Origin of the sequence: Agreia pratensis, assembly GCF_900177685.1 — a bacterium.
Classification (GTDB): Bacteria; Actinomycetota; Actinomycetes; order Actinomycetales; family Microbacteriaceae; genus Agreia; species Agreia pratensis.
Genome location: NZ_FXAY01000001.1, coordinates 596,766 through 623,069 on the forward strand (window position 1 = coordinate 596,766; position 26,304 = coordinate 623,069).

General features: G+C 67.5%; 21 protein-coding genes. 8 read left to right on the forward strand and 13 right to left on the reverse strand.

The window, feature by feature from the left end; genetic code table 11:
• Positions 1–37: 37 nt before the first annotated feature.
• The 4 genes from B9Y86_RS02835 to B9Y86_RS02850 are packed head-to-tail and all read left to right on the forward strand — an operon-like array spanning position 38 to position 4,672.
• Complete coding sequence (locus B9Y86_RS02835; RefSeq protein WP_085482727.1) at positions 38–871, forward strand: DUF1684 domain-containing protein; 834 nt, start codon at positions 38–40, stop codon at positions 869–871.
• Positions 868–2,118, forward strand: a complete 1,251-nt coding sequence (locus tag B9Y86_RS02840; protein WP_085482729.1) for an LLM class flavin-dependent oxidoreductase — start codon at positions 868–870, stop codon at positions 2,116–2,118. Before B9Y86_RS02835 ends, B9Y86_RS02840 begins: the two co-directional genes overlap by 4 nt.
• Positions 2,115–3,518 carry an NtaA/DmoA family FMN-dependent monooxygenase gene (locus B9Y86_RS02845; protein WP_085482731.1) on the forward strand — a complete coding sequence of 468 codons (1,404 nt, stop codon included), beginning with the start codon at positions 2,115–2,117 and terminating at the stop codon, positions 3,516–3,518. The genes B9Y86_RS02840 and B9Y86_RS02845 overlap by 4 nt, the downstream gene beginning before the upstream one ends.
• Positions 3,518–4,672: an FAD-dependent oxidoreductase gene (locus B9Y86_RS02850; RefSeq protein ID WP_085482733.1), complete on the forward strand. Its 1,155-nt coding sequence runs from the start codon at positions 3,518–3,520 to the stop codon at positions 4,670–4,672. Before B9Y86_RS02845 ends, B9Y86_RS02850 begins: the two co-directional genes overlap by 1 nt.
• A 165-nt stretch (positions 4,673–4,837) precedes the next feature.
• On the opposite strand, the gene B9Y86_RS02855 is transcribed toward B9Y86_RS02850, so the two are convergent.
• Positions 4,838–5,311, reverse strand: a complete 474-nt coding sequence (locus B9Y86_RS02855; protein ID WP_085482735.1) for an NUDIX hydrolase — start codon at positions 5,309–5,311, stop codon at positions 4,838–4,840.
• Between the two features lie 4 nt (positions 5,312–5,315).
• Positions 5,316–6,260 carry a quinone oxidoreductase family protein gene (locus B9Y86_RS02860; protein WP_085482737.1) on the reverse strand — a complete coding sequence of 315 codons (945 nt, stop codon included), beginning with the start codon at positions 6,258–6,260 and terminating at the stop codon, positions 5,316–5,318.
• A gap of 237 nt (positions 6,261–6,497) precedes the next feature.
• Between B9Y86_RS02860 and B9Y86_RS02865 the strand changes: the two genes are divergently transcribed.
• A complete protein-coding gene (locus tag B9Y86_RS02865; protein ID WP_085482739.1) occupies positions 6,498–7,718 on the forward strand; it encodes an aminotransferase-like domain-containing protein in 1,221 nt (406 codons plus the stop codon).
• A gap of 98 nt (positions 7,719–7,816) precedes the next feature.
• Positions 7,817–8,857 carry a GNAT family N-acetyltransferase gene (locus B9Y86_RS02870; RefSeq protein WP_085482741.1) on the forward strand — a complete coding sequence of 347 codons (1,041 nt, stop codon included), beginning with the start codon at positions 7,817–7,819 and terminating at the stop codon, positions 8,855–8,857.
• A gap of 94 nt (positions 8,858–8,951) precedes the next feature.
• On the opposite strand, the gene B9Y86_RS02875 is transcribed toward B9Y86_RS02870, so the two are convergent.
• From B9Y86_RS02875 to B9Y86_RS17890, 3 genes are all read right to left on the reverse strand, one after another.
• The gene (locus B9Y86_RS02875) at positions 8,952–9,980 is read right to left on the reverse strand and encodes an ABC transporter substrate-binding protein (RefSeq protein ID WP_085482743.1); all 1,029 of its coding nucleotides are present in this window, start codon (positions 9,978–9,980) and stop codon (positions 8,952–8,954) included.
• A 76-nt stretch (positions 9,981–10,056) separates the two neighbouring features.
• Positions 10,057–10,890 carry an amino acid ABC transporter ATP-binding protein gene (locus B9Y86_RS02880; RefSeq protein ID WP_085482745.1) on the reverse strand — a complete coding sequence of 278 codons (834 nt, stop codon included), beginning with the start codon at positions 10,888–10,890 and terminating at the stop codon, positions 10,057–10,059.
• The gene (locus tag B9Y86_RS17890) at positions 10,887–12,548 is read right to left on the reverse strand and encodes an ABC transporter permease subunit (protein ID WP_085482748.1); all 1,662 of its coding nucleotides are present in this window, start codon (positions 12,546–12,548) and stop codon (positions 10,887–10,889) included. The genes B9Y86_RS02880 and B9Y86_RS17890 overlap by 4 nt, the downstream gene beginning before the upstream one ends.
• A gap of 160 nt (positions 12,549–12,708) precedes the next feature.
• Here B9Y86_RS17890 and B9Y86_RS02890 point away from each other — a divergent pair, with 160 nt between their 5' ends.
• Positions 12,709–14,814, forward strand: a complete 2,106-nt coding sequence (locus tag B9Y86_RS02890; protein ID WP_085482750.1) for an FAD/NAD(P)-binding protein — start codon at positions 12,709–12,711, stop codon at positions 14,812–14,814.
• A gap of 109 nt (positions 14,815–14,923) precedes the next feature.
• On the opposite strand, the gene B9Y86_RS02895 is transcribed toward B9Y86_RS02890, so the two are convergent.
• The 3 genes from B9Y86_RS02895 to B9Y86_RS02905 are packed head-to-tail and all read right to left on the reverse strand — an operon-like array spanning position 14,924 to position 17,518.
• A complete protein-coding gene (locus B9Y86_RS02895) occupies positions 14,924–15,583 on the reverse strand; it encodes a methionine ABC transporter permease (protein WP_085482752.1) in 660 nt (219 codons plus the stop codon).
• On the reverse strand, positions 15,576–16,613 hold the full coding sequence (locus B9Y86_RS02900) for a methionine ABC transporter ATP-binding protein (RefSeq protein WP_085482754.1): 1,038 nt from the start codon (positions 16,611–16,613) through the stop codon (positions 15,576–15,578). The genes B9Y86_RS02895 and B9Y86_RS02900 overlap by 8 nt, the downstream gene beginning before the upstream one ends.
• An 8-nt stretch (positions 16,614–16,621) precedes the next feature.
• On the reverse strand, positions 16,622–17,518 hold the full coding sequence (locus B9Y86_RS02905; protein ID WP_085482756.1) for a MetQ/NlpA family ABC transporter substrate-binding protein: 897 nt from the start codon (positions 17,516–17,518) through the stop codon (positions 16,622–16,624).
• A gap of 183 nt (positions 17,519–17,701) precedes the next feature.
• Between B9Y86_RS02905 and B9Y86_RS02910 the strand changes: the two genes are divergently transcribed.
• Positions 17,702–19,486 carry a M1 family metallopeptidase gene (locus B9Y86_RS02910; RefSeq protein ID WP_139824698.1) on the forward strand — a complete coding sequence of 595 codons (1,785 nt, stop codon included), beginning with the start codon at positions 17,702–17,704 and terminating at the stop codon, positions 19,484–19,486.
• Positions 19,487–19,499: 13 nt separating this feature from the next.
• Here the strand turns inward: B9Y86_RS02910 and B9Y86_RS02915 are convergent, their stop codons facing one another.
• The 5 genes from B9Y86_RS02915 to B9Y86_RS02935 form a co-directional block, all read right to left on the reverse strand.
• The gene (locus B9Y86_RS02915) at positions 19,500–20,045 is read right to left on the reverse strand and encodes a hypothetical protein (protein WP_139824699.1); all 546 of its coding nucleotides are present in this window, start codon (positions 20,043–20,045) and stop codon (positions 19,500–19,502) included.
• A 190-nt stretch (positions 20,046–20,235) separates the two neighbouring features.
• Complete coding sequence (locus B9Y86_RS02920; RefSeq protein ID WP_176223231.1) at positions 20,236–21,762, reverse strand: serine hydrolase domain-containing protein; 1,527 nt, start codon at positions 21,760–21,762, stop codon at positions 20,236–20,238.
• A 14-nt stretch (positions 21,763–21,776) separates the two neighbouring features.
• Positions 21,777–22,433 carry a histidine phosphatase family protein gene (locus B9Y86_RS02925; RefSeq protein ID WP_085482762.1) on the reverse strand — a complete coding sequence of 219 codons (657 nt, stop codon included), beginning with the start codon at positions 22,431–22,433 and terminating at the stop codon, positions 21,777–21,779.
• 160 nt (positions 22,434–22,593) lie between these two features.
• Entirely contained in the window at positions 22,594–23,571 is a 978-nt protein-coding gene (locus B9Y86_RS02930) for an NAD-dependent epimerase/dehydratase family protein (protein ID WP_085483738.1), read from the reverse strand.
• Positions 23,568–26,255, reverse strand: coding sequence for an alpha/beta fold hydrolase (locus B9Y86_RS02935; protein WP_085483740.1), 2,688 nt, complete (start codon positions 26,253–26,255; stop codon positions 23,568–23,570). The genes B9Y86_RS02930 and B9Y86_RS02935 overlap by 4 nt, the downstream gene beginning before the upstream one ends.
• Positions 26,256–26,304: the final 49 nt, after the last annotated feature.

Sequence of the window (26,304 nt, forward strand, 5' to 3'; positions counted from 1 at the left end):
CGCGGTTCCCACGATCCGCCTCTCATAGCGTGACGTCATGACTTCAGCTACAAACACAGTCGATTTCGCCGCCGAGTGGCAGGCGTGGCACGACGCCCACGAGAAGAACCGCGCCGATCCCCACGGGTTCCTCGCGGTCACGAGCCTCAACTGGCTCGACGAGACCCCGACACGCTACCCGGATGCCCCGGGCGAGTGGTCGACATCGGCCGCAGGCCCCGTGGTCGCCTTGGCCGAGGGCGAGGAGCTCGTGATCGGCGGAGAGAAGGTCATAGGCCGACACGCCTTCGGAGTGATTCCGGAGCGCGGCGGCGTCACCGTTTCTGCAGGCGACGCGGAGTTCGAGGTGGCTCGGCGCGGAGGAGTCGACATTCTTCGCCCGCGGCACCCATCGCATCCGACGCTCGTCGACTACGCCGGCACCCCGGTCTACCCGCCCAGCCCGAGTTGGAGCGCCGAGGGCGTCTTCGTGCCCTTCGACGAGCCGAAGCCGGTGACCGTCGGCTCCGTGTCAGAGGGGCTCGAGCACGTCTACGACTCCCCCGGAGTGGTCGAGTTCGAGCTGCGAGGCGAGACGTTCTCGCTCACCGCGTTCAACGGCCCGACCCCCGGCTCCCTGTTCGTGCTGTTCACCGACGCGACGAGCGGCGTCACCACGTACGCCGCCAACCGCTCGCTGCAGATCGCCGCTCCGGATGCCTCCGGGGCAGTGACGCTCGACTTCAACCGGGCAACGAACCTGCCGTGCGCCTACACAGAGTTCGCCACCTGCCCGTTGCCTCCGGCCGAGAACCGGCTGCCCATCGGCGTCGAAGCGGGCGAGAAGACACCGCTGCATCCGAGCACGGGAACGGAAGGCGCTCCGCGATGAGCCGTGCACCGTTCCATCTCGGCATCGCCCTCGACGGAGCAGGCTGGCATCCCGCCGCCTGGCGCGTCGACACCGCGCGCCCCGCTGCCCTGTTCGATGCCGACTACTGGGTCTCGCTCGTCGTCGAGGCGCAGGCCGCCGGAGTCGATCTCGTGACGATTGAAGACTCTTTCGGTCTGCAGACGAATGGCTATGGAGCGTTCGAGCTGCGCGGCGACGAGGTTCGCGGCCGGCTCGACGCCCTTCTGCTCGCCAACACGATCGCGGCTCTCGTGCCCGGCATCGGCATCGTGCCGACCGTGACCACCACGCACACCGAGCCGTTCCACACGGCCACGGGCATCCAGACGCTCGACCACGTCTCTGAAGGCTGGGCCGGATGGCGGGTGCAGGTCTCGGGCCGCTCCCACGAGGCCGCCCACGTCGGCCGCCGCGAGATTCCCGCACTCGACCCAGCGCGCACGGCCACGGGCGCCGACGAGCAGCAGACGGCCCTCATCCGACAGTTGTTCGGCGAGGCCGCCGATGCGATCGAGGTCGCCAGGCGACTCTGGGACAGCTGGGAGGACGACGCGGTGATCCGCGACGTGCCGACGGGCCGTTTCATCGACCGCGACCGCCTGCATTACGTCGATTTCGAGGGCGAGAACTTCAGCGTGAAGGGGCCGTCGATCGTGCCGCGCTCGCCGCAGGGCCAGCCGGTCGTGTTCGTGCTGGCTCACCAGAGAGTGCCCTATGAGCTCGCCGTGGCGCAGGCCGACATCGTGGGCATCACGCCGCACTCCGACGAGCACCTCGAACAGATTCTCGGTGAGCTGGGTGACGCCGAACTGCGGGTCGAGCGCCGCGTCAGCGACCCTCTGCGCGTCTGGGCCGAGGCCGTCGTGCTCATCGAGGACACGCGTGAGGCGGCCGCGGCAGCCCTCGCGGCGCTCGACGAGCTGCACGGCGCGCCCTACGCATCCGACGCCGTGATTCTCGCCGACACGGCCGAGAATGTGGCCGCGCAGCTGCTGCGCTGGCAGCAGGCCGGCGTTGCCGGCGTGCGCCTGCGGCCCGCGCGCCTGCCGCTCGATCTCGAGCGCATCACCAGGGGCGTCGTGCCCGTGCTCGACGAGACCGGCGCGCTCGAGCGACCGAGCGACGCGTCGACCCTCCGCGAGCGCCTGGGCTTTGCTCCCGCCGCGAACCGCTACGCGACCGCCCGCCCCGAGACCGCCGAACTGATCGAAAGCGCCAGCCGATGACCGCATCCTCTTCTTCGAAGCCCGTCAAGCAGATCCACCTCGCTGCGCACTTTCCCGGCGTCAACAACACCACGGTCTGGAGCGACGAGCGTTCGCAGAGCCAGATCGCGTTCTCGTCGTTCCGCCACTTCGCGCAGAATGCCGAGCGCGGAAAGTTCGATTTCCTGTTCCTGGCCGAGGGGCTGCGGCTGCGCGAGACGCGCGGCCTCATCCACGATCTCGACGTGGTCGGGCGGCCCAACACGCTCGCGATCCTCGCCGCGCTCGCCGGGGTCACCTCGAACATCGGCCTCGTCGGAACGTTGAGCTCGACCTTCAACGAGCCCTACGAGCTCTCGCGCCAGCTCGCCACTCTCGACCACCTCAGCGGGGGCCGCGCGGGCTGGAATATCGTGACCACCTCGGACGCGTTCCACGGGGCGAACTTTCGCCGCGGAAAGTTCCTCGACCTCGCCGATCGCTACAGCAGGGCGCAGGAGTTCTTCGATGTCTCGTCGCAGTTGTGGGACAGCTGGGCCGACGACGCGATCGTGGCCGACAAGGCGTCTGGCGAGTTCGCGCGCACGTCTGGTCTCGGTCTCGTCGACCACCACGGCCCGCAATTCGATGTGACCGGCTACGCGACGCTGCCGCCGAGCCCGCAGCGGCATCCGGTGATCGTGCAGGCGGGCGATTCGCCCGACGGTCGCGATTTCGCGACCAGCTCGGCCGACGTGATCTTCTCGAGGCACGCGGACTTCGACGCCGGGCGCGCGTTCTACGACGACGTGAAAGGGCGATTGGATGCGGTGGGTCGCCCCCGCGATTCGCTCAAGATCCTGCCGGCCGCCACCTTCATCCTGGGCGATACGCACGCCGAGGCGCTGGAGCGCTCGCGCGAGATCTCGCGGCTGCAGGTGAGCCCGCAGACCGCCATCTCGTTTCTCGAGCAGGTGTGGAACACCGATCTCTCGGGCTACGACGTCGAGGGCCCGCTGCCCGAGATCGACCCCGTCGTCACCGCGGAGGGCGGAGCGAAGGGGCGCGCCTATGTGCACACCGACCCGGTCGCCACCGCGAATGCGTGGCGCGAGCAGGCCTCGGCTAAGGGCTGGTCTATTCGCGAGCTCGTGATCTCGTTCGCCGCCAAACACACCTTCGTGGGCACCCCGGTTTTCGTTGCCGAGACCATCAACCGGCACGTGCAGGAAGATGCGTCCGACGGGTTCGTTATCGTGGGGAACACCAACCCGACCGGCCTCGACGAGTTCGTCGACCGGGTCATTCCCGAACTGCAGGAGCGCGGCGTGTATCGCACGGACTACGACGAGGGCGCCACCCTGCACGAGACGCTCGGTCTGCCGGCTGTTGCTGCGCGATCAGCCTCGACGGTGGCTGGCGCAGCGTTGGTCTCGGCGTAGTGGCCACTCGAGCAGACGTCGTGGTGGTCGGCGGCGGGGCCATGGGCTCCGCCGCCGCCTGGCAGCTCGCTCGGCGAGGCCGCGAGGTGACTCTACTCGAGCGCTTCGGCCCCGGACACACCCAGGGCGCCTCGCACGGGGCGTCGCGCAACTTCAATCTCAGCTACGCCGACGACACGTATCTCTCGTTGCTGCGTGAGGCGCTGCCGTTGTGGCGCGAGCTCGAGGCGGAGTCGGGCGTCGCCGTTCTCGACCAGGTAGGCCTCGCGAATCACGGGGCGAATCCGGCTTTCGACACGGTGGCGGCGTTGTTGCCGGGCTACGGTTTCGAGGCCGCGTTTCTCGCTCCGGAGGAGGCCGGCGAACGCTGGCCGGGCATCCGCTTCGACACGCGAGTGCTTTTCACACCGCAGGCCGGCAGGCTCAACGCGGATGCCGCGGTATCGGCCCTGCAGCGGGCCGCGGCCGCGCGCGGCGCTGCGGTTCGGCACCATTCTCGGGTCGTCGCCATCCGCCTCGCGTCGCCCGATTCGGTGTTGGTCACCGTACAGCCTGTCGATGAGGTCACCGGCGAGCAGTCGGGAACGGTCGAGACTCTCGATGCTCGCCGAGTCGTCGTGACCCTCGGCGCCTGGACCTCGAAGCTGCTCGGTTCGACAGTGGCGCTGCCGCGACTCGTTGTGACTCAGGAGCAACCCGCGCACTTCGCCGTGCACGACGCAACGCTGTCCTGGCCCGGCTTCAATCACGCGCCGAACCCTCTCGACCCGACTTACGACTATTGGTACTCCGGCGTCTACGGCATGTTCACGCCCGGGCAGGGCGTGAAGGCTGGATGGCACGGCACGGGCGCGGTCATCGATCCGGAAGCGCGCACGTTCGCATCGGAGCCGGCCCAACTGGCGGCGCTGCAGCGCTATGCCCGGGAATGGCTGCCGGGGGTCGACGCGGAGACGCTCGTGGAGATCAGCTGCACCTACACGACGACCCCCGACTCGAACTTCGTCGTCGACTCGTCGGGGCCCCTCTCGGTAGGCGCGGGCTTCTCGGGCCACGGTTTCAAGTTCACCCCGGCGATCGGGCGCATTCTGGCCGACCTCGTCGACGGAGTGGGTGCGCCGCCCGCGCTCTTCTCGCTGGCCGCGGCGCGCTGATCTCGATAGGCAGCGCTACAAACCGGAGGAACTACGCACATCCGACACAAATAGCGCGTCGATCTTCGAAATCTCCTCCCGTTTGCCGACGAACGGACGGAGAACAGTGCATCCGAACCGTAGACGAGGTCGGTTGGACGCATCTCCACCCATTCTCGAGGGACCCTAGACCACTCCCGACCGCGCGGTTCCCGCATGCCAAGCCCACCACTGGACGAGGACCCCTCTGGTCTCTGCCGTGACGTCGGCCGTGTCGAGGTGGACTCGATCGATCCATCGATACGAAGAGTGCTCGGGCGATAGTCGCGGCTCACCGTCGGGCCACGGAGTCGAGAACGTGAACTGCCTGGTCAATCGACCGCGTCCATCGGTGTAGTCGAACAATCCAACGAATCCATCGTCGACCCGGTGCTCTCCGAGACCGATCTCCTCTTGGAGTTCGCGCGCCCGTCCTTCGTCAATGGACTCGCCGTCGTCGACCCCACCCGAGGGCAGTTCCTCCCGCCCTGGCAAATAGTCGTCATCTCCTGAGCGGCACACGAGGAGAACGCGACCCTTCGAATGTACAACCGCGCCCGACACGAATCTCTCGATCCCGTCGCGCACGGCGTCGCGCGCAAGACATTCGGACGGATTCACTCCGTTACGGGATCAGGACGATCTTTCCGCGAGTGTGCCCCTCTTCGCTGAGGCGCTGGGCGTCTGCGGCGCGGGCCAGCGGAAAACGCTCCGAGACCTCCACGTCGAACTTGCCCTGTGCGGCCAGCTCGATCGCCGCAGGAACTCCCTCGGCGCGAAGCTTCACCTCGTCGTCGGTGAGCGGCACCGGGCTTCCGCCCATCCATGCCCGGATGCCCAGCTCGGCCGCTCGGCCTCCCACCACGATTGTGCCAATGCGCGAGCGATCATCGACCAGCTCGAACGATGCCTCGAGGGCCTCCTCGGTTCCGGCCCCGTCGAGCACGACGTCGATACCCTCCGGCGAGGCCTCGCGCACGCGCTCGATGAGTCCCTCTCCGTAGCTCAAAGGAACGGCCCCGAGTTCGATCAGACGCTCGTGGTTCGCGGGGCTCGCCGTGGCGAAAACGCGAGCTCCCCACGCCACGGCGAACTGCACCGCAGCCTGACCCACTCCGCCCGTTCCGCCGTGAACGAGAAGGCGCGTGCCCTCGGTGACGCCGAGCGACCGCAGCGCCTGATATGCGGTCGATACGGGAATGCCGACGGCTGCGGCCTGCGACCAGGTCCAGACAGAAGGCTTGCGCGTCAGATTCGACGGACCGACCACGAGGTGGCTGGCGTACGCACCCGTGGCCCCCTGAATGATGACCTCGTCGCCGGGGGCCCAATCGTCGACGCCGGAACCGACCTCGAGAATCACGCCGGAGGCATCCGCCCCGACCCCGCGCGGCCCATCGAATGGAGCCGACGGGCGAAAGCCGGACCGCAGCTTCGAGTCGACAGGATTGACCCCGATGGCCTGCACCTCGACGAGCACGTGGCCGTCTGTGACGGAAGGAACGGGAACCTCGACGACCTCGAGAACCTCAGGTCCTCCGAGACGAGAATATTGAACAACTGTCGCCATTTTCGGCTCCGTTCTCTTCACCGAATGCATGTTTTTCACCGGCTCTGCGCGACGCTAGTTCGCCGACGCTCACATTGCAAGTCACGGCCCCCACGTGTCGACATGTGTCACCGCGTTGAGAAGGGTTACGCGCCGATATATTCACAGCGCACTCCCGGTCGCAGAGTAGCTGCGGGACCGGCGCCAGCGCGACGCCGTGCCGAGCACGACTGCTCCTCGATCCGAAAGAAGTGCATCTTGAGCCTCACCGCAAGCTCCGCCACCATCGCCCCCGACCGCGTCACCACCCTCGTGTCGCATCTCACTGTGCCGAAGGGCTTCGGCGACGCGACCCTGCGCAACCGGCGACCCGACGCGATCGAACTGCTGGGCGGCATCCCCGACCCGTCGGCGCTGCCGACCGCCGAGCTCATCGAGGCGACCCGACGAGTGCTGAGCGACCCGATCACCGGCACCGACCCGCTGCAGTACTCGCGCACGGCGGGCCTCGATCTCCTGCGCCAGTGGATCGCCGCCCGCGAGGGTGTTCCGGTGGAGCGCATCCTCATCACGAACGGCGGCTTCCACGGAATATCGCTCAGTCTGCAGGCGGTCGTCGACCGCGGCGACCTCGTGGCCGTCGACAACCCGATCTTCCCGCTGTTCCTTCGTGGCCTCGAGCTGTCGCAGGGCCGGGTGCTGCCGATCGCCGTGCACAACGATGGACTCGACGTCGAGGCCCTGGCCTCGGAGCTCTCCCGCGGTGCCCGACCGGTCGCGGTCTACACCGTTCCTGATTTTCACAACCCGTCGCAGGGCACACTCCCGACCGCGGCCCGCATCGAGCTTGTTCGTCTGGCCGAGCACTACGGATTCACTGTGCTGGCCGACAACCCCTACCGCGAGCTGCGGTTCCGCGGCGAAGAGCAGAGCTTCGATGTCTTCAACCAGTCGTCTCACGTGATTCACATCAACACCTTCACCAAGACCCTCGGTCCCGGTCTGCGCCTCGGCTGGGTTGTCGTTCCCGAGCGGCTCGTCGACCCCTTCATCAAGCTGCGCAGCCGCCAGGACTCGCACTCGAGCACCTTCGTGCAGAGCGTCGTCGGCGACCTGCTCACCGCCCAGCCGGAGTTCTTCGACGACAACCTCGCCACGGCGAACGCGCTCTACGGCCGCCGAGCCGATCTGCTCGCCGAGTCACTCGAGCGGCACGCGCCGGGCGCCTTCGAGATCTCACAGCCCGAGGGCGGCTTCTTTCTCTGGCCGCGCATCATCGACGACACCGTCGATGCCGAACAGCTCGCCCGCGATGCCAGCGAAGAAGGGGTCGAGTACCAGCGCGGCTCGTTCTTCACCTCGGGCGACGGCAGCGACGCCGACCGACACCTGCGGCTCGCCTACGGAAACGTCTCCGACGACCTGCTCGATGAGGCCGCCGCCCGACTCGGCCGCGCGCTCGCCCGGCAGCGCGGATAGCGTCGACGAAGAGCTCACCACCTCGTGTCGACCAACGCATGAACGGCGGCCCACTCGAGCTGCCCAATATCGTGGGCCCGATCTCGTAGTCTCGACTCGTGCCAGAACCACTCGAAACCCCACCCGACTCCGCCTTCACCGTTCGGCCGGCACGAGAAGACGAGTACGAGGCCACCGGCGTTCTCACTACTCTGGGCTTCGCGACGGGCCCCTACGCCCACCTTCCCCGCCGGCCCGAGCGCCTTGCTCTTGAGCGCGACGCGGGCGCTCGAGCGGGCGATGGTGGCCTGCTGGTGGCCGTCGACGACGCCACAGGGCGACTCCTCGGCACTGCCACGGTCACTCGCGCCGAGAACCCGATCTCACGGCAGGCGCGCGATGGCGAAGCCGAGCTGCGACTCGTCGCCGTCGACCCCGCCGCCCGGGGTCGGGGCATCGCGCAGGCGCTCGTGCAGGCATCCATCGACCTGGCCTCGAGCTGGGGCGTGCCCGCGCTCGTGCTCGACACGGGGCCCCTCAACCACACCGCTCAGCGCAACTACCTTCGCGCCGGGTTCGAACGAGTCGTCGCACGCGAGCTCGGCACCGAGACCGGGATCGGCACCCCGCAGGTATACAGGTATGCGTTCGACGAGGTCGCACCCGTACGCATCCGGCTCGTGCGCCCGAGTGAGCTCGACATCGTGGCCCGTCTAACCGTCGAGGCGTACACGAACGACTACGACCTCTCCGAGAGCTACGTGCTGTCTTTGGCCGAGGTGCACGGCCGCGCCAGCTCAGACGAGGTATGGGTCGCCGAGGACACCGCGACGGGCGCCATTCTCGGCACGGTCTGGACGCCCCGCCCCGGCGCCCGCATCTCGCAGGTCGCGCACGACGACGAGCTCGACTTCAGGCTGCTGGCCGTGGCCCCGGATGCGCGGGGCCGGGGAATCGGCGAAGCGCTCGTGTCGCACGTGGTCGCCCTCGGTCGCATCCGGGGCGTGAAGCGCGTGGTGATGAACACCGGCAGCACGATGCTTGCGGCCCAGAGGCTGTACACGCGGCTCGGTTTCGTTCGTCTGCCGGAGCGCGAGGAACGCATCGAGGTGGAGCCGGGCAGGTTCGTCGATATCTTCGCCTTCGGGCTCGATCTATAGAACCCGCCTCTCGAACCTAAAGTGCCCGAATACCTCCATCCGTGCGCCCATACGAGCGCGGAATGGAGGTATTCGGGCACAATCACCGAACGGGCTAGTCGGTCTTCGGCAGTCCCGGAGGGTTGATCTCGCTCTTCGGGATCGACTCGCTGTCGAGGCCCCAGCGGTCGAGTACCTCCTGGTACTGGCCGCCCTCGATCGTCGCGTTGATCACGAGTCCGACCGCGTCGATCAGCCCGTTGCCCTTCTTGGTGGCCGCTGCGATGTCAGCAGTCTGCGGCCATCCGCCGCTGACGGTGCCCACCTGCTTGGTATCGCCGGTCGAGGCCGCGGCGTAAGCCCCGCTCGCATTCGGGTAGAAGTACACATCGGCTCGTCCAGACTGGAGTGCGAGATTCGCGGCCGCACTGTCGTTGTAGTACACGAGCTCGGCGGGCTTCTTGCCGGCGGCCGCGAGCTCCTCGTTCCAGGCGAGCAGAATCTTCTCCTGGTTCGTACCGGAGTCGACGATGATCGTCAGACCGGAGATGTCTGCCGATCCCTTGATCGATGTGATGTCGCTGTCGGCCTTCACATAGAAGCCGAGCAGGTCGACCCGGTAGCTGGCGAAGTCATACAGCTCCTTGCGCTCCTCGGTGACGGTCACGTTGTTGAGGATGATGTCGTACTTGCCCGACTGGATTCCGAGCGGCCAGTCGGCCCAGTCGACCGACACGGGGTTGTACTCGAGACCCAAGCCGTCTGCAACGAGAGCCGCGAAGTCCGCCTCGCTTCCGAGTGGCGTCGTGTTGTCGTCAGATGCCGCGAAGACCAGGGGCGGGGCACCGCTCTTCACGGTCTGGGCGACCGTGAGCTTGCCTGCTTCGATCGGTTGGAATCCGCTGGCCTTGAGGGATGCGACCGCGTCGGCGACGGGGTCGATACTGGGTCGATCGTCGGCATTCTTGGTCGTGAGATCGAACGACGTGGCCGCCGCGACCTGCTCCTCTGCCGAGCCAGTGGCTTCGACGTCGGGCGAGTTCGAACTGTTCGCATTGGCGGCGATGGCGATGCCGCCGCCGGCCAGGGCCACGACGACGACTGCGCCGACGATAACCCCGATCTGCTTCTTGTTGATTGCCATGATCTAGTGGTGCCTCTCTCGAATGCTGTGGTGGTGCGGTAGGAATTGAGCGGTGGCGCTGGGGGCAGCGACGTGGTCAGAGGACCTTGCGGAGGAAATCCTTCGTGCGCGGGTGGCGCGGCTTCGACAGCACCTGACTGGGCGTTCCTTCTTCGAGGATCTCGCCTTGCTCGAGGAACACCACGCGGTCGGCGACCTCGCGGGCGAAGCCGATCTCGTGCGTCACGATGATGAGCGTGGTGCCGCTCTTCGACAGCTCTCGGATGACGTCGAGCACCTCGCCGACGAGCTCGGGGTCGAGCGCGCTGGTCGGCTCGTCGAACAGCAGCACCTTCGGGTTCAGCGCGAGTGCCCTCGCGATGGCCACGCGCTGCTGCTGACCGCCGGAGAGCTGCCTCGGGTAATGGTGCTCTTTATCTGCCAGCCCCACCCTCGCGAGCAGAGCCTTCGCCTGCTCACGGGCGTCGGCTCTGGTCGCACGCCTCAGGGCGATGGGAGCCTCGACGACGTTCTCGAGAGCGGTGAGGTGAGGGAAGAGATTGAAGTTCTGAAAGACGATACCGATCTGAGTGCGCCGTTCGAGCACGTTCTTCTCGGGCAGCTCGTGCAGCCGCCCGGAGCGGAGCTCGTAGCCGATGTACTGCCCGTCGACCGTGACCGAGCCGGAGTCGACCGTCTCGAGGTGGTTGATCGTGCGCAGCAGCGTGGATTTGCCCGATCCCGACGGTCCGATGAGAGCGATGACCTCGCCGGGCTGCACCGTCAACGACACGTCGCGCAGCACACGCACGGCCCCGTAGCTCTTCGAGACGTCGGAGATCTCGACGAGCCCGACGGTGGAACGAGTCGGCTTCGGCGGAAGCGGAATCGCCTGCTCGTCGAACGATCGGATGAAGGTCGGTGTACTCATGATCCACTCCCCAGAACGGTGTCGTGACGTCGGTTCTTCTCGGCCGCGAGCGGGTCGTCGCCTGTTTCGTCGCCGAGGCGAGCCCACTGCTGTTTCACCCAGGCCGTGGCCCGTTGGATGGGCGTCGGTGGCAGTTCGCGATGCGCTCCGCGGGCGTAGTGACGCTCGACGTAGAACTGGATGATCGACAGCACGGTCGTGATGATCGCGTACCAGACCACCGCGACGAGCAGCATGGGGATCACCCGCTGATTGCGGTTGTAGATCACCTGCACCGTGTAGAAGAGTTCGGGCAGCGCCACGACGAACACCACCGAGGTGCCCTTCACGAGGCCGATGACCTCGTTGAAGAAGTTGGGCAGAATGGCCCGCGCCGCCTGGGGCAGGATGATGCGGAAGAACCGCACTCGGCGCGGCAGACCGAGAGCGGCAGAGGCCTCGAGCTGGCCCTGATCGACAGACAGGATGCCGCCGCGAATGATCTCCGCGAAATAGGCGGCCTGGTGCAGCGTGAGGCCGATCGTCGCCGCTGCGAAGGCGGTGATCAAGGTGGTCGTCGAGAACTCCACCAACCAGAAATCCGTAGTGAACGGAGTTCCGAGGCCCAGCGTCGGGTAGAGGTAGCCCAGGTTGTACCAGACGAGAATCTGCACCAGCAGCGGCACGGAACGGAAGAACCAGATGTAGACGTAGGCGGCCCCGCTCAACAGCGGTGACTTCGAGAGCCTGAAGTTCGCGAGCACCGCCCCAAGGATGAACCCGCCGATGACGGACACGACCGTGAGGCCGAGGGTCACGCCGAGGCTGTTGAGCACCGACTGCGAGAAGAAGTACTCGGCGAAGACGTTCCACTCGTACTGCTTGTTCGTGACGAGTGACCACGCGAACTGCAGCACCGCGAAGGCGACGAGCGCGCTGAGCACCCACCGCCACCAGTGCCGGGTCGGCACCACCTTCACGGCCCTGCGCTGGTCGAGTAGGCCGCCCGCGGCACCCCCTCCCCCTCGCTGGTCGAGTAGGCCGCCCGCGGCCGTATCGAGACCATCGGATGCGGTCTCGATACGCCGGCTCGTTCCTCGCGCGGCTACTCGACCGACGCCTTCGTCATGGGCCGCGGTGATGCCGGCCACATCGAGGGGTTCGCCATCCAGGCTCTTGGCGAACCCGTGCACGACGACCTCTTCAGGGTCGAGCGTGGTGTCGAAGAGCGGTGTGTACCCGGTCTGAAAGTACAGACGCTTCGCTTCGGGCTGGCGCGGCCCTGTCGTGAGATAGGCCCGCGTGTATCCGCGGCGCACCGCCTCTGCCTCGAGCTCTGCGACCACTCGACGCGCGAGCCCCTGTCTCCGATGCGCCGACGAGGTCCAGATGCGCTTCAGCTCGGCCGTGCGTTCGTCGAATCTCTTATATGCGCCTCCGGCTATGGCGACGCCGTCGCGCATGAGCAGCACGAACGCTCCGCCCTCGTCGGCAGAGAAAGCCGATGCCGGGTACCGCGTGATCTCGGCCGACGCCTTCTCTCCGAAGAACTCGCCATAGCGCGCGTCGTACTCCTGCTCGAGTTCACGCAGCAGAGGCTCGGCGATGGGGTCGTCGGCCGAGACGTAGACGAACCTGTCGGTGCTGTGGCTCGTCAGGCCGAGGGATTCGATAGGCATGTCCGCCTCCTTCACTGTCTCGGCACGGGCCGTGTCGAGGTGGATGTGACGCTAGGCTCGACGGCGCGACTCGGCCAAGCAGTGTCGTTCACAATTCGTCACGTCGTCACGCGAGGTCACAAACCTCGATTTCGATGGACGAAACGTCGACGGTTGTGTCATGCCGCACGCGCCTACCTCCCTCATCGACCCGCCCGAGTTCCAGATCGCCCTTATCGGCGGCGGCCCTCGGGGAGCCGGCGTTCTCGAGCGTCTCGGTGCGAACATTCCCGAGCTGTGGCGATCCGGTGCGCGGATCGTCATCCACGTGATCGACCCGCACCCGGCCGGTCCGGGGCGCATCTGGAGGTTCGCACAATCGCCCCTCCTGAAACTCAACTCGATGGCCGCCGATGTCACGATGTTCACCGATGAGTCATCGACCATCGAGGGCCCCGTGCGCCCCGGGCCCTCGCTGATCGAGTGGGCCGGGCTTGTGAACGCGGGAGACATCGCGATCCCCCGGGTGGATGCGCGCCTGCGCCAGGAGATCGAGAACCTCGCCCCCGCCAGCTTTCCGACACGGCGCCTGCAGAGCCTCTACCTCAGCTGGTTCTTCGCGGATGCCGGGGGTCTGCTTCCCGAGACCGTCACGGTCGACGTGCACCGGGCATCCGCGGTCGAGACCGTCGACGACGGGCCGACCCATCGCATCCTGCTCGACGACGGGGCCTCGATCACGGCCGACATCGTGCTGTACTCGCTCGGCCACACCGGCACCGAGGCCGAGCCCGAGCACGCCGACCTCATCGACTTCGCGCGTCGACGCGAACTGTTCTACCTGCCGCCGGCCTTCACAGCGGATGCCGACACCCGGCCGATCGTGCCCGGCCAGCGGGTGATCGTGCGGGGCATGGGCCTCGCGGCGGTCGACCTCACCGTTCTGCTCACCGAGGGCAGGGGCGGCCGCTTCGATCGAGGCGACGACGGGGTGCTGCGCTACACGGCATCCGGGCTCGAGCCGCGGCTCTACTTCGGATCGCGCCGCGGGGTGCCGTATCACTCGAAGATCTCGTCGACTCTCGTGGGAGAGAAGCCCGAGGCGCGGTACTTCACTCCGGCGATCGCGCGTTCTCTCGAAGAGACACTGCCCGCGCTCGACCTCGGCGTCGATGTGTGGCCGCTCATCGCGAAAGACATGCTGTGGGGCTACTATCGCGAACTGTTCACGGGGCATCCCGACCGGGTCGAATCGAGCTGGGATTCGTTCGCGCGAGCATTCGACCGCCTCGATCCGCGCGCGCTCCTGCTCGCATCGCCGCACACCGAGGTTCACGACAGCACGCCCCGCGGCCATGCCGTTCCCTCGATCGATGACCTCGCCAGTGACGACACACTCCTCGCGCGCGACGCGCAGGCCTTCGTCGATCTGGTCGAAGCAAGCGTGGCGTTCGCCGACGACAGGCTGTTCCTTCCCGAGCTCGACCGACCGCTGGGAGCCGCGCTGGTTGCAGACCCGGGCGAGTTGCAAGATCTCGTGCGCGACTACATCCGCACAGACCTCGCCCTGCGCACCCGGCCCGAGCACAGCGCCACACTCGGTCTGTTCATCGCCCTGCTCACGAGCCTCTTCACCCTCTCCGACATCATCGACTCGCCCAAGTGGACCGCTCAGTCACGAGTCCGCGACATCCACGGCTGGTGGCTCGGCTACTTCAGCTTCATCGCCAGCGGTCCGCCCGCGCACCGCCTCGAAGAACTCGTCGCACTCTCGGAGGCCGGCGTCGTCGAGTTCCTCGGGGCAGGAATCTGGGTGGAAGCCGATGAGGATGCAGGGATCTTCCGCGCCGGCAGTGCGACGACGCCGGTCACCGTCACCGCGAGCGCCCTGGTGGATGCGCGGCTGCCCGCGACCGCGATCTCGCGCAGCGACAACGAGCTGCTGAGGTCGCTGGTCGCGAGCGGAGCCGGACTCGAGGAGGTCGTCACCGACGGAGCCTTCTCGGCGAGCACGGGCAGGTTGTCGGTGCGACAGCTCGACACGAGGATTCTCGGAGCTGGCGGCGAGCATTCGTCTCGGCTGTACGCGATCGGACCGTATACGAACTCTCCGTTCGTCGGGGCGTTCTCGCGTCCGCGCACCAATGCGATCTCGTTCAGGGAGAACGACAAGGTCGCCCGCGCCATCCTGAGGCGCCTGTCCGAACTGGCAGAGGAGGGCGGCCTCGATACGCCCGCCCGCCCCGCGGAAGCGACCAGACCGGCGCACCCCGCGCTGATCGACTAGGTCACCACTCACCTATCCCTGACGAATTGCCACTTTCCGCGCGACAGATGCCGCGTGGTGACAGTTCGAGTAGCCCGAAGTGGCAACGCGCGGCTTCCCACACCCTACGTCAGCGGCGGAGCGCCTTGCGGGCGAGGTAGTTGCCCAAGAACTGCACCAGCTGCACGATCACGATGATCACGAGCACAGCGGCCCAGGTGACAACGGGGTGGAACTGCCGGTAGCCGTATTGAATCGCGAACGTCCCGAGTCCGCCGCCGCCCACGTAGCCGGCCACCGCCGACATGTCGACGAGAGCAACCACGATGAACGTGTACCCGAGAATCAGCGGGCCCAACGCCTCGGGAATAAGCAGCGTCAGCATGATGCGGCTCCGACTCGCGCCGACCGACCTCGCGGCCTCGATGACTCCGGGCTGCACGGTGAGCAGGTTCTGCTCCACGATGCGACTGATACCGAACGCGGCTGCCAGCGACAGCGTGAAGATGATCGCTGTGTTTCCGATTCCTGTGCCGGTCACGAAGCGCGCCAGTGGCTGAGCCGCCGCGAGAAAGATGATGAACGGAATCGGACGGAACACGTTGACGAGCACGTTGAGCACGCCGAAAACGGGGCGGTTCGAGAAGAGGCTGTTCGACCGGGTCGTGTACAGACCGAGACCGAGGATGAGTCCGCCGAGGCCTCCGAAGATCAGGCTGAGGCCCACGATGTAGAGCGTCTCGTAGCTGGCCTGCCACAGCTTGGGCAGCAGAGGTATCAGGTCATTCATGGCTCGGTGCCTCCGTGACGTCGACCTTGGTCGCGATCGTGGCGAGTGCGCGGTCGACAGCATCGGCGTAACCCGTCAGCGCGAGGGTGAGATGTCCGAAGACACGGCCCCGGATGTCGTTGATGCCGCCGTAGATCAGCTCGAACGCGACGCCGGCCTGAGCCAGATCGGAAAAGACCGCCCCTTGCGATGTGTTGCCGTCGCGGAACGACAGGGTCACGATGCGACCCGGATGCCGCTGCCGCAACGCAACGAGTTCGGCGTCGGAGGGCACGCCCCGCACGACGGTCGACACGAAGCGCTGCGACGACGCCTCCGTCGGCTTCGAGAAGACGTCGAACACGTCGCCCTGCTCCACGATGCGCCCGCCATCCATGACCGCGACCTTGGTGGCCAGCGTCTGGATGACATCCATCTCGTGCGTGATGACCACGATCGTGACGCCGAACTCGGTGTTCACGCGCTTCAACAGCTCGAGCACCTCGTGGGTCGTCTCGGGGTCGAGGGCGCTGGTCGCCTCGTCGGCGAGCAGGATGCGGGGGCTCGTCGCGAGGGCACGGGCGATGCCGACCCGCTGTTTCTGCCCACCCGACAGCTGCTCGGGGTAGTTGCGCGCTTTGTCGGAGAGGCCGACGAAGTCGAGCAGCTCGGCGACGCGCGGAGCGATGTCGGCGCGCGGCGTCTTCGCGACCTCGAGGGGGTACGCGACGTTTCCGGCGACGGTCTTCGAGTTGAAGAGGTTGAACTGCTGAAAGATCATGCCGATGCCGAGGCGCAGTCGGCGCAACTCGCTTTCTTTCATGCGGGTCACCTCATCGCCGTCGACCAGGATGCTGCCGCTGGTCGCGTCTTCGAGAGCGTTGATGAGCCGCACGAGAGTGCTCTTGCCCGCTCCCGAGTAGCCGATGATCCCGTAGATGTCTCCCGCTTCGATGTCGAGGTTCAGCCCTTGGACGGCGTGCACGACGGCACCTCCGCGACTCGATGGCGGATACGACTTGGTGACGTCGCGCAGACTGATGAGAGGCATCGAGCCGATCAGCCCTTGGCCTTGATGTCAGCCTCGACCGTATCGAGCGAGGACTGCAGGTCGGTGACCGGAGTCTTCACGAACACGGCCGTTCCGCCCGAGTTCTCCTGCACCGCGTCGGTGACGGTCTTCGTGTCCTGGTAGATCGATACGAGCTTCTTGAATGTCTCGTTGTCCTTGTCTTCGGCGCGCGCCGCGAAGATGTTCACGTAGGGCAGCGCGTTGGGGTCGGAAGGGTCGTCCTGCGCGATCGCGTCGTCGAAGGTGAGCCCGGCATCCGCCACGAAGTCGTTGTTGATGATCGCGGCGGCCACGTCGGGCAGCGAGGTGGGAGTGAGCGATGCCTCGAGCGTCGTGACCTTCACCGTGGACTTGTCGGTGTCGACGTCGTCGACGGTCGAGAGGGAGCTTCCTCCGTCTTTCAGCTTGACGAGGCCGGCGGACTGCAGCACGAGCAGTGCACGCGACAGGTTCGACTCGTCGTTCGGAATGGCGACGGTGTCGCCCTTCTTGATGTCCTTCACCGACGTGTACTTCGTGGAGTACAGCGCGAGCGGGTAGATGGCCGTGGCTCCGACGGGTACCAGGTCTTCGCCGGATGCCTCGTTGTACTGGGCGAGGTAGACGATGTGCTGGAACTGGTTGAGGTCGATCTCACCTTCGGTGAGTGCCGGGTTGGGCTGCGGGTACTCGGTGAAGTCGACGATGTCGACCGAGATGCCCTCGTCTGCCGCCGCCTTCTTGTAGATCTCCCAGTAGGGGTCGCTGGCGCCGACGACGCCGAGCTTCACGGGGTTGTCGGCAGTGCCCTTCTCGGCGTCGGAAGAGGATCCGGCGCACCCTGCGAGGGCTGCGATGAGGGGAAGAGTGGCTGCTGCGGCCAGGATCTTCTTGGAGAGAGACATGGTGCTTCCTTTCGTGGAGCAGGCGCTGTTGTGAAGCAGGTGCTGTAGTGGAGCAGCTGTCCACGCTACGGACACCCCGAACGGGTCACGAAACGAAGATGTAACAAAGCGACTTGCCCCGTGTCTGGTGCTTGCTGACAGAATCCCGATAAAGTCGCGACAGTTCAATGAGACGGGGATTGTGTGACAACGTGTGTTCTAGCCGCGACCGGATTCGATTCGGGGCCGGTGCTCCTCGTGATCGCCATCGTTCTCTTAGCTGCCGGAAGCACCGCGTGGCTGCTTCTCGGCCGACGTAAGCGCGGCGCCAGCACAGCGGTGTTCGCGGCTGTTCCGCTTCTTGTGCTCGCCCTTGTTGCCTCGGGCGGGGTCTCGGCCACTCCGGCCAGCGCGGCAGAACCGTGCCCACCCGCGGCGGGCTCTCCGGCCACGACGCCCGCGGCGACCGATCCGGCGACTCCCGTCGACTTCCAACCCGGCGCCGCGGGAATCGGCGACTCGTACTTTCCGCTCGACGGCAACGGCGGCTACGACGTGCAGCACTACGACCTCGACCTCGCCTACGCTCCCGACACCGATGTGATCTCGGGCACGACCACGGTCACCGCGGTTGCCACTCAGAACCTCTCGGCGTTCAACCTCGACTTCGACACCCGTGACGTGAACGGCGACGACGCCGTCACGATCTCGTCGATCACCGTCGACGGCGTACCCGCCGAATGGAGTCTTGCGACCACACAGATCAGCAAGGCCACCGGCCAGCCGCAGGTCGTGGGCTCGACCGACGACGACGCCACGCCCCCTCGCACAGAGCTGACCGTTGTGCCGCCCGCGGGCATCCCGCTCGGCGCCACCGTTACGACGGCCGTCACCTACAGCGGCGTTCCGATCGTCGTCGACGACGCTTACGGCCCCGCCGGAGTGTTTCCCACCCCGACGGGCGCGGTCGTCGTGGGCCAGCCTCGTGTTGCCGCCACCTGGTTTCCGTCGAACGATCACCCGAGCGACAAGGCCACCTTCTCGACACACATGACCGTTCCTGACGGACTCGAGGTCATCGGAAACGGGCGGCTTGCCGGGCGAGAGACCAGCGGCGAGACCGAGACGTTCGATTGGGAGATGGAGAAGCCCATGGCCACCTACCTCGCAACAGCGACGGTAGGCGACTTCGCGGTAGATACCCGCACCGTCGACGGCATCACCTATGTCGACGCTATCGATCGCAGTCTGCTGACGCGCGATGTCCGAAACGCGCCCGGCGTGAAGGTGGGAGACATCGCGTCGCAGATCTTCGAGACCGAGCCCGAGGTCATCAACTTCCTCTCGAAGAGCTTCGGACCATACCCCTTCTCCGAGGCGGGTGGCATCGCCATCGGCTACATCGACGAGGGTGATCCCACAGCCGTGCCTCCCGTGCGACCGAGCGATCTGCCGTACGCGCTCGAGAACCAGACGCGCCCGATCTATCCCGCCTGGGCTTTCCCGGCAGATGTCGACGCAAGCGTCGTCGTGCACGAACTCGCCCACCAGTGGTACGGCGACAACCTGTCGATGAACCGCTGGTCGGACATCTGGCTCAACGAGGGCTTCGCTACCTACGCCGAGTGGCTATGGGAAGAGCACCAGGGCGGACGCACCACCCAGGAGATCTTCAACGACGCGTACACGCATGACTACGCAGCCGACGATGACCCGGACTTCTGGCAGACCGTCGTCGCAGACCCGGGTGCTGCCGGCATCTTCAACAGCGGTGTCTACACGCGTGGCGCCATGACGCTCCAGGCGCTGCGAAACGAGGTCGGAGACGACGCGTTCTTCGCCATTCTCAAGGGATGGGCGACGGAGAATGCGGGCACATCGGTCTCGACGGCTCAGTTCGTCGACTACGCCGAGAGTGTCTCGGGCAAAGACCTCACCGAGTTCTTCAACACCTGGATCTACACCGCGGGCCAGCCTGCGCTCGGCTGAGTCACGGCGCTGGTCAGACGCGGGTTCTCCGGCGCGCGATCCCCAGAAGCACCAGACCACCGGCTAAAAGGGGGAGCGCCGACACGCCCGCCGCCAGAGCCCCGACGAGGTTGACGATGGACACGACCGGTCCCACCGTGAAGCGGCCATCCGGGACCGGGCCGTCGCAGGAGATCCGGAGCACGCCTGACGTGTCCGCGGCGAAGCTTCCCTGAGCGTCCCACCGCTCCGGCAAAAGCAGCCCCTGCTGCGTCATCTCGGGCCTGAGCGCAAACTCCTCACCGTCGAGATCGCCGGTGCAGGAGATGTCGCTCCAGTGGTCATTCGGCGTGACGTACACGGCGTGGTCTCCGCGTGACACTTCAACCGTCATCACCTTCCCAAACGACACGGGCGGTGCCAGCTGGAAACCGGCGCCGAACACCAGGAATGCTGCGCCGAGCAGTGCGATCACCCCGAGCGCGCTGAGGCTCAGACCCACGACGGCCAACCCACGCGACGGCCGCGCTCCGGGTTGGTTCGACGTTCCGTTGACTGCCGGCTCACGCGTACCCACCATGCCAAGGAGCCTACAAGTCGACGATCGGCCGGACGTCGCCGTTCGGCCAGCACCCCACCATGGTCTCGATACGCGTCGGCCGCGGGCGGCCTCGGGCTACTCGACCAGCGCACCACGCGTCGATCGAGTAGCGACGGCGCAGCCGCGCTGATCGAGTAGCCGCGCGAGGAACGAGCGCGGCGTATCGAGATCAGACCACGGGGCGGTAGTGGCGCAGCACCGGCGAGAGCGGGGTCGTCGGCGTGCGCACCGCCACGTCGAAGCGCTGCAGCATCGCCGGCGTCGTCGGCGTCAGCTCGATGCGGCACTCCAGTTCGCCCGTGCGACCGGGAATCGTCCAGGTGACGTGGGCCGGCGCGACCGACCATGTGAGCCGGGCGTCGAGCGGCGGCGTGCTGTCGGCATCCAGAACCCCGCCGACCTCGGCGATCGCGGCGGCGATGCGCGCGTCGCGAACCTCGGCCGGCACATCGCCGAGCAGGTTCGGGCTGAAGGTGGTGGATCCGTCGGCGGCATCGAGGATGCGCCCAGAACCGCGAACGGCCGCGTCGACAGCGCGGGCCGCCGCCACGGTCGACGGCCACAGCTCGATTCGACGAGCGGGCTCGTCGACGGAGTCGAGAACGAACCGCAGAATCTCCGCGACGGCGAGCGACAGCTTGAGCCCGTTCGTGTTGCCGAAGGCCACCGCACCGAGCCCCGACTCGAGGTGCCAGCGCATGTTCGACGTCCACCCCGGGAGCCCACCCGAGTGCTGGGCGAAGCGGCCGAAGCGCACGTCGTGCTCCACGTAGAGGCCGAGGCCGTAACCCTGGGCTTCGAGGGTCGGCTCGGCCGTGCGGTCGGCCGCGCCCGGTGCGACGGTGTGGATGCGCTGCATCTCTCGCCGCGAGGCGCGGCTCAGAATAGCGTCGTCGGTGTTCGCGGGGTCGAAGGCGCTGGAGAGCCAGGCACTCCACCGGGCGATGTCGGGCGGAGTGCTGAACATGCTCGCCGCGCAGGCACCGATGCCTCCGCCCACAACGGGGCGGGAGACCCAGCTCGCTCCCTTGTCGTAGCTCGAATAGCCATGCGCGATACCGTCGCCGAGCTCGCCGTCGCCCGCGAAATCGGCGGGCTTGTAGCCCGTGCTCGTCAGCCCGAGCGGCTCGAGGAACGTCTCGCGAGCGAACCGCTCGAACCCTTGGCCCGCGAGGTCTTCGACGATCACGCCGAGCAGCCAGAAGCCCACATTGGAGTACTGGAATCCCGAGCCAGGCAACCCGGCGAAGCCCAGACCCGCCTCGACGACGGCCAAAAAGTCGTTACGCGAGAGGGCGAGCTCATGGTCGGCCCACCCGTTGTCCTCCGGCAATCCCGAGGAGTTGTTCATGAGCATCCGCACGGTCACGGGCTGAACCTCGCCGGCATCGTCGACCGGGTCGCGGAACTGCGGCACGAGTTCGGCGACGCGGTCGTCTAGCGACAGCAGACCGCGATCGCGCAGCACCAGGACGGCGGCGATGCAGAAACTCTTCGACATCGAGGCGATGCGGTAGATCGTCTGGGGTCCCGGGGCACGGCCGTCGAGCTGGAACTCGCCCACCCCGTGATGGAACAGCACACCATGGCGGTCGAACACGGCGTAGCTGAGCGACGGGCTCACCAGCTCGGTCTCTTCGAACCAGGCGCAGAGGCGCGACACGACATCGGGTGAGAGTTCGGTTGCTCGGGTCACAGGTGCTCCAGTTCTCAGCGGGTTTCGGATGCCGGACCGGCGTGGGCGGCGTCGTCGAGCGTCGGGCCACCGATGGCCTGGCCCATCCAGGTGAGGGCGCGCCAGCCAGAGTCGGGGCTGCCTTCGAGAACGACGACGCCCGTGTTGCTCAGCGAGTGCTCTGCCGAGAAGTCGGCGCTCACGTTCTCGGCGCGGGCTCCGACCCACGATCGGATGATGGCTCCGTGCGAGACGATCGCGACAACAGAATGGCCGGTCGCGGCAGCCTCCGCGATCACCTCGTCGTAGCGGGCGTAGACCTCTGCGCCCGACTCGGCCCCGGGCATCCGGCGTTCGACGTCGCCGTCGGCCCACGCGATGACGGTCTCCATGTAGATGCGCACGGCCTCGTCGTCGTTGCGCATCTCGAGGTCTCCGGCATCCACCTCACGAAGGCCCGAGCGGATATCTACCGTCAGGCCGCGGGCCTCGGCGAGCGGGGCGGCGGTGAGCTGCGCGCGCAGCTGCGTCGAGGCGAAGATCGCGCCGATCGTCTCGGCGACGAGTGCCTCAGGAACGGCGTCGGCCTGCTCGAGACCGAGGTCGGTGAGGCCGGGGCCGGGGATAGCGGTGTCGAGGGCGCCGATGACATTCGACGGAGTCTGGCCATGACGGATCAGCAGAAGACGCATCCCTCGAGATTACCGGGCTGCGTCGGTCGAGTCTGTCCGGCCTGCGTTGGTCGAGTAGGTCGCTCAGCGACCGTATCGAGACCAGCGGGGTGAGATCTCGATACGTCGGCTCGTTCCTCGCGCGACTACTCGATCAGCGCGACGGCGCGCGACTACTCGATCAGCGCGACGGCGTTCCGTAGTGCTCGGCGAGGCGTCGCAGCCCCTCGTCGAGGCTCACCGCGGGCTGCCACTGCAGCTCGGCACGAGTGCGGCGCTGGTCGAACCAGTGCGCGGTCGAGAGCTGCTCCGCCAGAAAGCGCGTCATCGGCGGCTCGTCCACTCCTGGTTTGACCCGCCAGACGGCCTCGATGAGAGATCCCGCTGCCCGAGCGACACCGGCGGGAATGCTCCACGCGGGCGCGGCAACGCCTGCCGCCGCGCAGATTCCGCCCAGCAGTTCGGCCACCGGGCGCGGCTCGCCATTGGTGATCACATAAGCGTTGCCGTGCACCTCGTCGACGCGCTCGAGTGCGGCGGCGATCGCCGAAGCCGCGTTGTCGATGTAGGTCGAGTCGATCAGGGCGGCGCCGCGGTCGAGCAAGGGAAGCCTGCCCGCGCGGGCCCGCTCGACGATGCGCTCGACGAGTTGCGTGTCTCCCGGACCCCACACGAGATGCGGGCGCACAGCCACGACACGCAGAGACTCCGAGTCGGCACCGAGCGCCAGCAGTTCCGCGAGCGCCTTCGTGCGTGCGTATTCGCCGCGCGCGTGCTGCGGGTCGGCAGGCTGGGCATCGTCGCCGGCGATGGATGCCCCCGCGTGCGCCACCGACGGCGACGACACGAACACGAGACGGCCGGCTCCGGCGTCATGCATCGCAGCGAGGAGAGTGCGGGTTCCCTCGACGTTGACGGCCTCGAACTCGGCCGGGTCGCCCGCCAACGAGACCTTCGCGGCCAGGTGCACCACGGCATCCACGCCCTGGGCGGCGCGCGCGACGTCGGCCCGCGACGTCAGCGAGCCGAGAGCGTCGTCCACCCCGACGACACCGGATGGCCGCCGCTGGAAGGTGCGCACCTCGTGCCCGGCCCGCACGATCTCGCGGGCGACGGCTCCTCCGAGAAAGCCGCTGGCTCCTGTGACGAGAACCTTCACGGCGCGCTCAGCTTCTCGCCGGAGAGCACGCCCTCGGCCCAACGCGACAGGGCGGATCGGTCGATCTTCGAGTTGTGTCGGATGTCGGTGGGCAGCGCGGGAACCACCAGCACCGCCGCGATGTCGAGCCCTGCCGCGTGGCGCACAGCAGCACCCAGGTCGGAGTCGGCGAGTGCGGCACGATGCGCGGGCGGGTCGGTCTCGAGCACCACCACGAGCTGCTGTGTTCCCCGAGGGCCGATGCCCGCGAGCGCGACCCTCCCGACACCCAGCACCGACTCGATCTTCTGCTCCGGTCCGACGGGGGTGACGACTCCCCCGGCCGTGACGACGACATGCGGAAGTCGGCCCTCGACCCAGAGGCGGCCCTGAGCGTCGAGGTGCCCGACATCTCCGGTGCGGTGCCAGCGTTCGGTCGGCGTTCCGTCGGAATCTGCCCACACGGAGTCGGCGTCGGCAATGCGGTTCGTGGCCCAGAGCCGGTCGTATGACTGCTTCAAGTGGGGAGCGGAGAGCACGATCTCACCGGTGACGCCGGTCCGATCGCTCGGTTCGGCAGTCGGCTGGCCGTGCTCATCGAGCCCCGCTATGCGCACGCGCACCGATCCGGCCGGCGCTCCCACGCACACGCCGCCGGCGTGCTCGCCTGCGGGCAACGCAGCAGCATCCTGGGCTGCGGCGCGAATGCCCTCGAGCGTGACGTCGGTCATGAGCAGACCCTCGGTCATGCCGTAAGGGGTGTGCGGAGTGGCGTTCGGCATCAGCCGACCCGCCGCGGCGAGAAGAGTCTCGGGCACGGGAGCGCCGGCCGAGAGAAAAGTCTTCACGCCCGCGAGCGCCGCGGTGTCGGCGGCGCCGAGGGCATCCGCTGTGGCGACCACGTTCGCGAGGGCGGCCGGCGAGAGGAACACGACCGTCGCATCCACCGCCGCCGCGGCCTCGGCCGTGGCCTTCGCGGTGAGGGTGCGCGGCGAGGTGACGTTCATGTCGGGGGTCACCGACCGCGCGCCGAGGGCGGGGCCGAGCAGCGCGAAAGGGGCGAATCCGGCGACGAGGCCCGTGCCGACCCCGATGTCGTATTGCGACGAGAGCGCGTCGCGAACAGCCTCGAGCTGGGCGTGCGTGTAGATGACGCCCTTGGCCGGTCCGGTCGATCCCGAGGTGAAGAGAACGGCGGCGACAGCGGATGCCGCGGGCGGCTCGGGCAGCGACTCGTCGGCGCCCAGCCGCGCGAGTTCGGGCAGGGAGTGCCGTACGCCGAGCGCGAGGGCGGTGGCACGCGGAAGGGTGGTGGTCGAGATCTTCTGTCCGGGCCACGAGAAAGCGCGGGCGACCGAGAGGCCAGGGAGGGCGCCGATCACATGGTCGGGGCGCGCGCCGCGCACGGCGCGGGTCAGACCGGGCAGTCCGAGGCCGGCATCGGCGACGACGACGATTGCGCCGATGCGCAGGCACGCGTAGAGCACCGCGGTGAGGTCGGCGCTCGGCGGAACGAGAAGGGAGACGCGGTCGCCGGGCTTCACCCCGGCGCGCACGAGGCCCGCGGCGAGCTGGCGCACACGGGTGGAGAGGAGCTTCCATGAGACGTCTCGCCGCGGCTTCATGTCGACCAGCGCGATGTCGGTGCTGTCGCGCCGCTCGTCGAGCACGCTCCACAGCGGACCCTTGCGCTGGTCGAGTAGGCCGCCCGCGGCCGTATCGAGACCGTCGGACGTGGTCTCGATACGCCGGCTTGTTCCTCGCGCGGCTACTCGACCGGCGCGCTGGTCGAGACCACCCAGCCAGTCGAGCACCACGGGCGCGTACTCCACGTCTTCGGCGATCATGTGCCCCGCGCCCTCGAACCTGTGGATGTCGGCCTGCGGCATCCGTTCGGCGAGATCGTCGAGATACGTGTCGGAGAAGATCGGGTCTCGGGGTCCCCAGAGCATGAGCGAGGGAACGCCCAGTTCGCGCACCCCGGCGGCGATGCGCTCGAGTTCGTTCCACGAACGGTGCCGCTCGTCGACGGGGATGTCGGCCACGAACGCGCCGATGCCACCGCGCCGATCGGCCGAGCGATAGGGCGAGCGGTACCCGTTCTTGACGTCTGATTCGAGAGACGGATGCGCGAGCGCCAGCGTCGTCTCGAGGAATGCCGGCGTCGCCACGGTGGCGCGCCCCAGCATGCCGCGCTGCAGGGTGAGCCGCAGCGGCCACGGAATGGCGCGGTCCTCCGGCTGGTGGATCGCCGTGTTGAGCAGCACAACACCGGCGAGCTCATCGGGGTGATCGACCGCCCAGCCCATCGAGACGACGCCGCCCCAATCGTGGCCGACGGTGACCACGGGGCCTGCGAGTCCGAGGGTCTCTGTGAGAGCGGAGAGGTCGGCGATCCGATGTTCTAGACCGCGCTCGATGCCGGTGCGCTCTGAGAATCCCATCTCCAACTGGTCGACGGCGATGACCCGCCACACGTCGCCGGAGCCGGTCTCGGCCGCCGTGGTGGCGGCATCCGTCGCAGCAGCCACGAGCTCGCGCCAGAGATACGACCACGTGGGATTGCCGTGCACGCACAGCATCGTTCCCACGGGGGTCACCCCGAGCTGGTCGAGCACGGGCCCGTTGTCGAGCAGATGCCAGGTGACCGGATGACCGGAGTCGCCGTCGGCGGCCTCGACGAGACGCGAGAATCGCGCATCCATGCCCGGCAGACCTGCCGGGGGAAGCGACGCGGGTGCGGTGCGACCCGCC

Bases quoted from the DNA above. Each gene is read 5' to 3' on its own strand.
- B9Y86_RS02915 (WP_139824699.1), bottom strand. From the start codon at position 20,045: ATGGTGGGTACGCGTGAGCCGGCAGTCAACGGAACGTCGAACCAACCC.
- B9Y86_RS02845 (WP_085482731.1), top strand. From the start codon at position 2,115: ATGACCGCATCCTCTTCTTCGAAGCCCGTCAAGCAGATCCACCTCGCT.
- B9Y86_RS02840 (WP_085482729.1), top strand. From the start codon at position 868: ATGAGCCGTGCACCGTTCCATCTCGGCATCGCCCTCGACGGAGCAGGC.
- B9Y86_RS02925 (WP_085482762.1), bottom strand. From the start codon at position 22,433: ATGCGTCTTCTGCTGATCCGTCATGGCCAGACTCCGTCGAATGTCATC.
- B9Y86_RS02880 (WP_085482745.1), bottom strand. From the start codon at position 10,890: ATGAGTACACCGACCTTCATCCGATCGTTCGACGAGCAGGCGATTCCG.
- B9Y86_RS02900 (WP_085482754.1), bottom strand. From the start codon at position 16,613: ATGCCTCTCATCAGTCTGCGCGACGTCACCAAGTCGTATCCGCCATCG.
- B9Y86_RS02895 (WP_085482752.1), bottom strand. From the start codon at position 15,583: ATGAATGACCTGATACCTCTGCTGCCCAAGCTGTGGCAGGCCAGCTAC.
- B9Y86_RS02905 (WP_085482756.1), bottom strand. From the start codon at position 17,518: ATGTCTCTCTCCAAGAAGATCCTGGCCGCAGCAGCCACTCTTCCCCTC.
- B9Y86_RS02935 (WP_085483740.1), bottom strand. From the start codon at position 26,255: ATGGATGCGCGATTCTCGCGTCTCGTCGAGGCCGCCGACGGCGACTCC.
- B9Y86_RS02860 (WP_085482737.1), bottom strand. From the start codon at position 6,260: ATGGCGACAGTTGTTCAATATTCTCGTCTCGGAGGACCTGAGGTTCTC.
- B9Y86_RS02890 (WP_085482750.1), top strand. From the start codon at position 12,709: ATGCCGCACGCGCCTACCTCCCTCATCGACCCGCCCGAGTTCCAGATC.
- B9Y86_RS17890 (WP_085482748.1), bottom strand. From the start codon at position 12,548: ATGCCTATCGAATCCCTCGGCCTGACGAGCCACAGCACCGACAGGTTC.
- B9Y86_RS02875 (WP_085482743.1), bottom strand. From the start codon at position 9,980: ATGGCAATCAACAAGAAGCAGATCGGGGTTATCGTCGGCGCAGTCGTC.
- B9Y86_RS02835 (WP_085482727.1), top strand. From the start codon at position 38: ATGACTTCAGCTACAAACACAGTCGATTTCGCCGCCGAGTGGCAGGCG.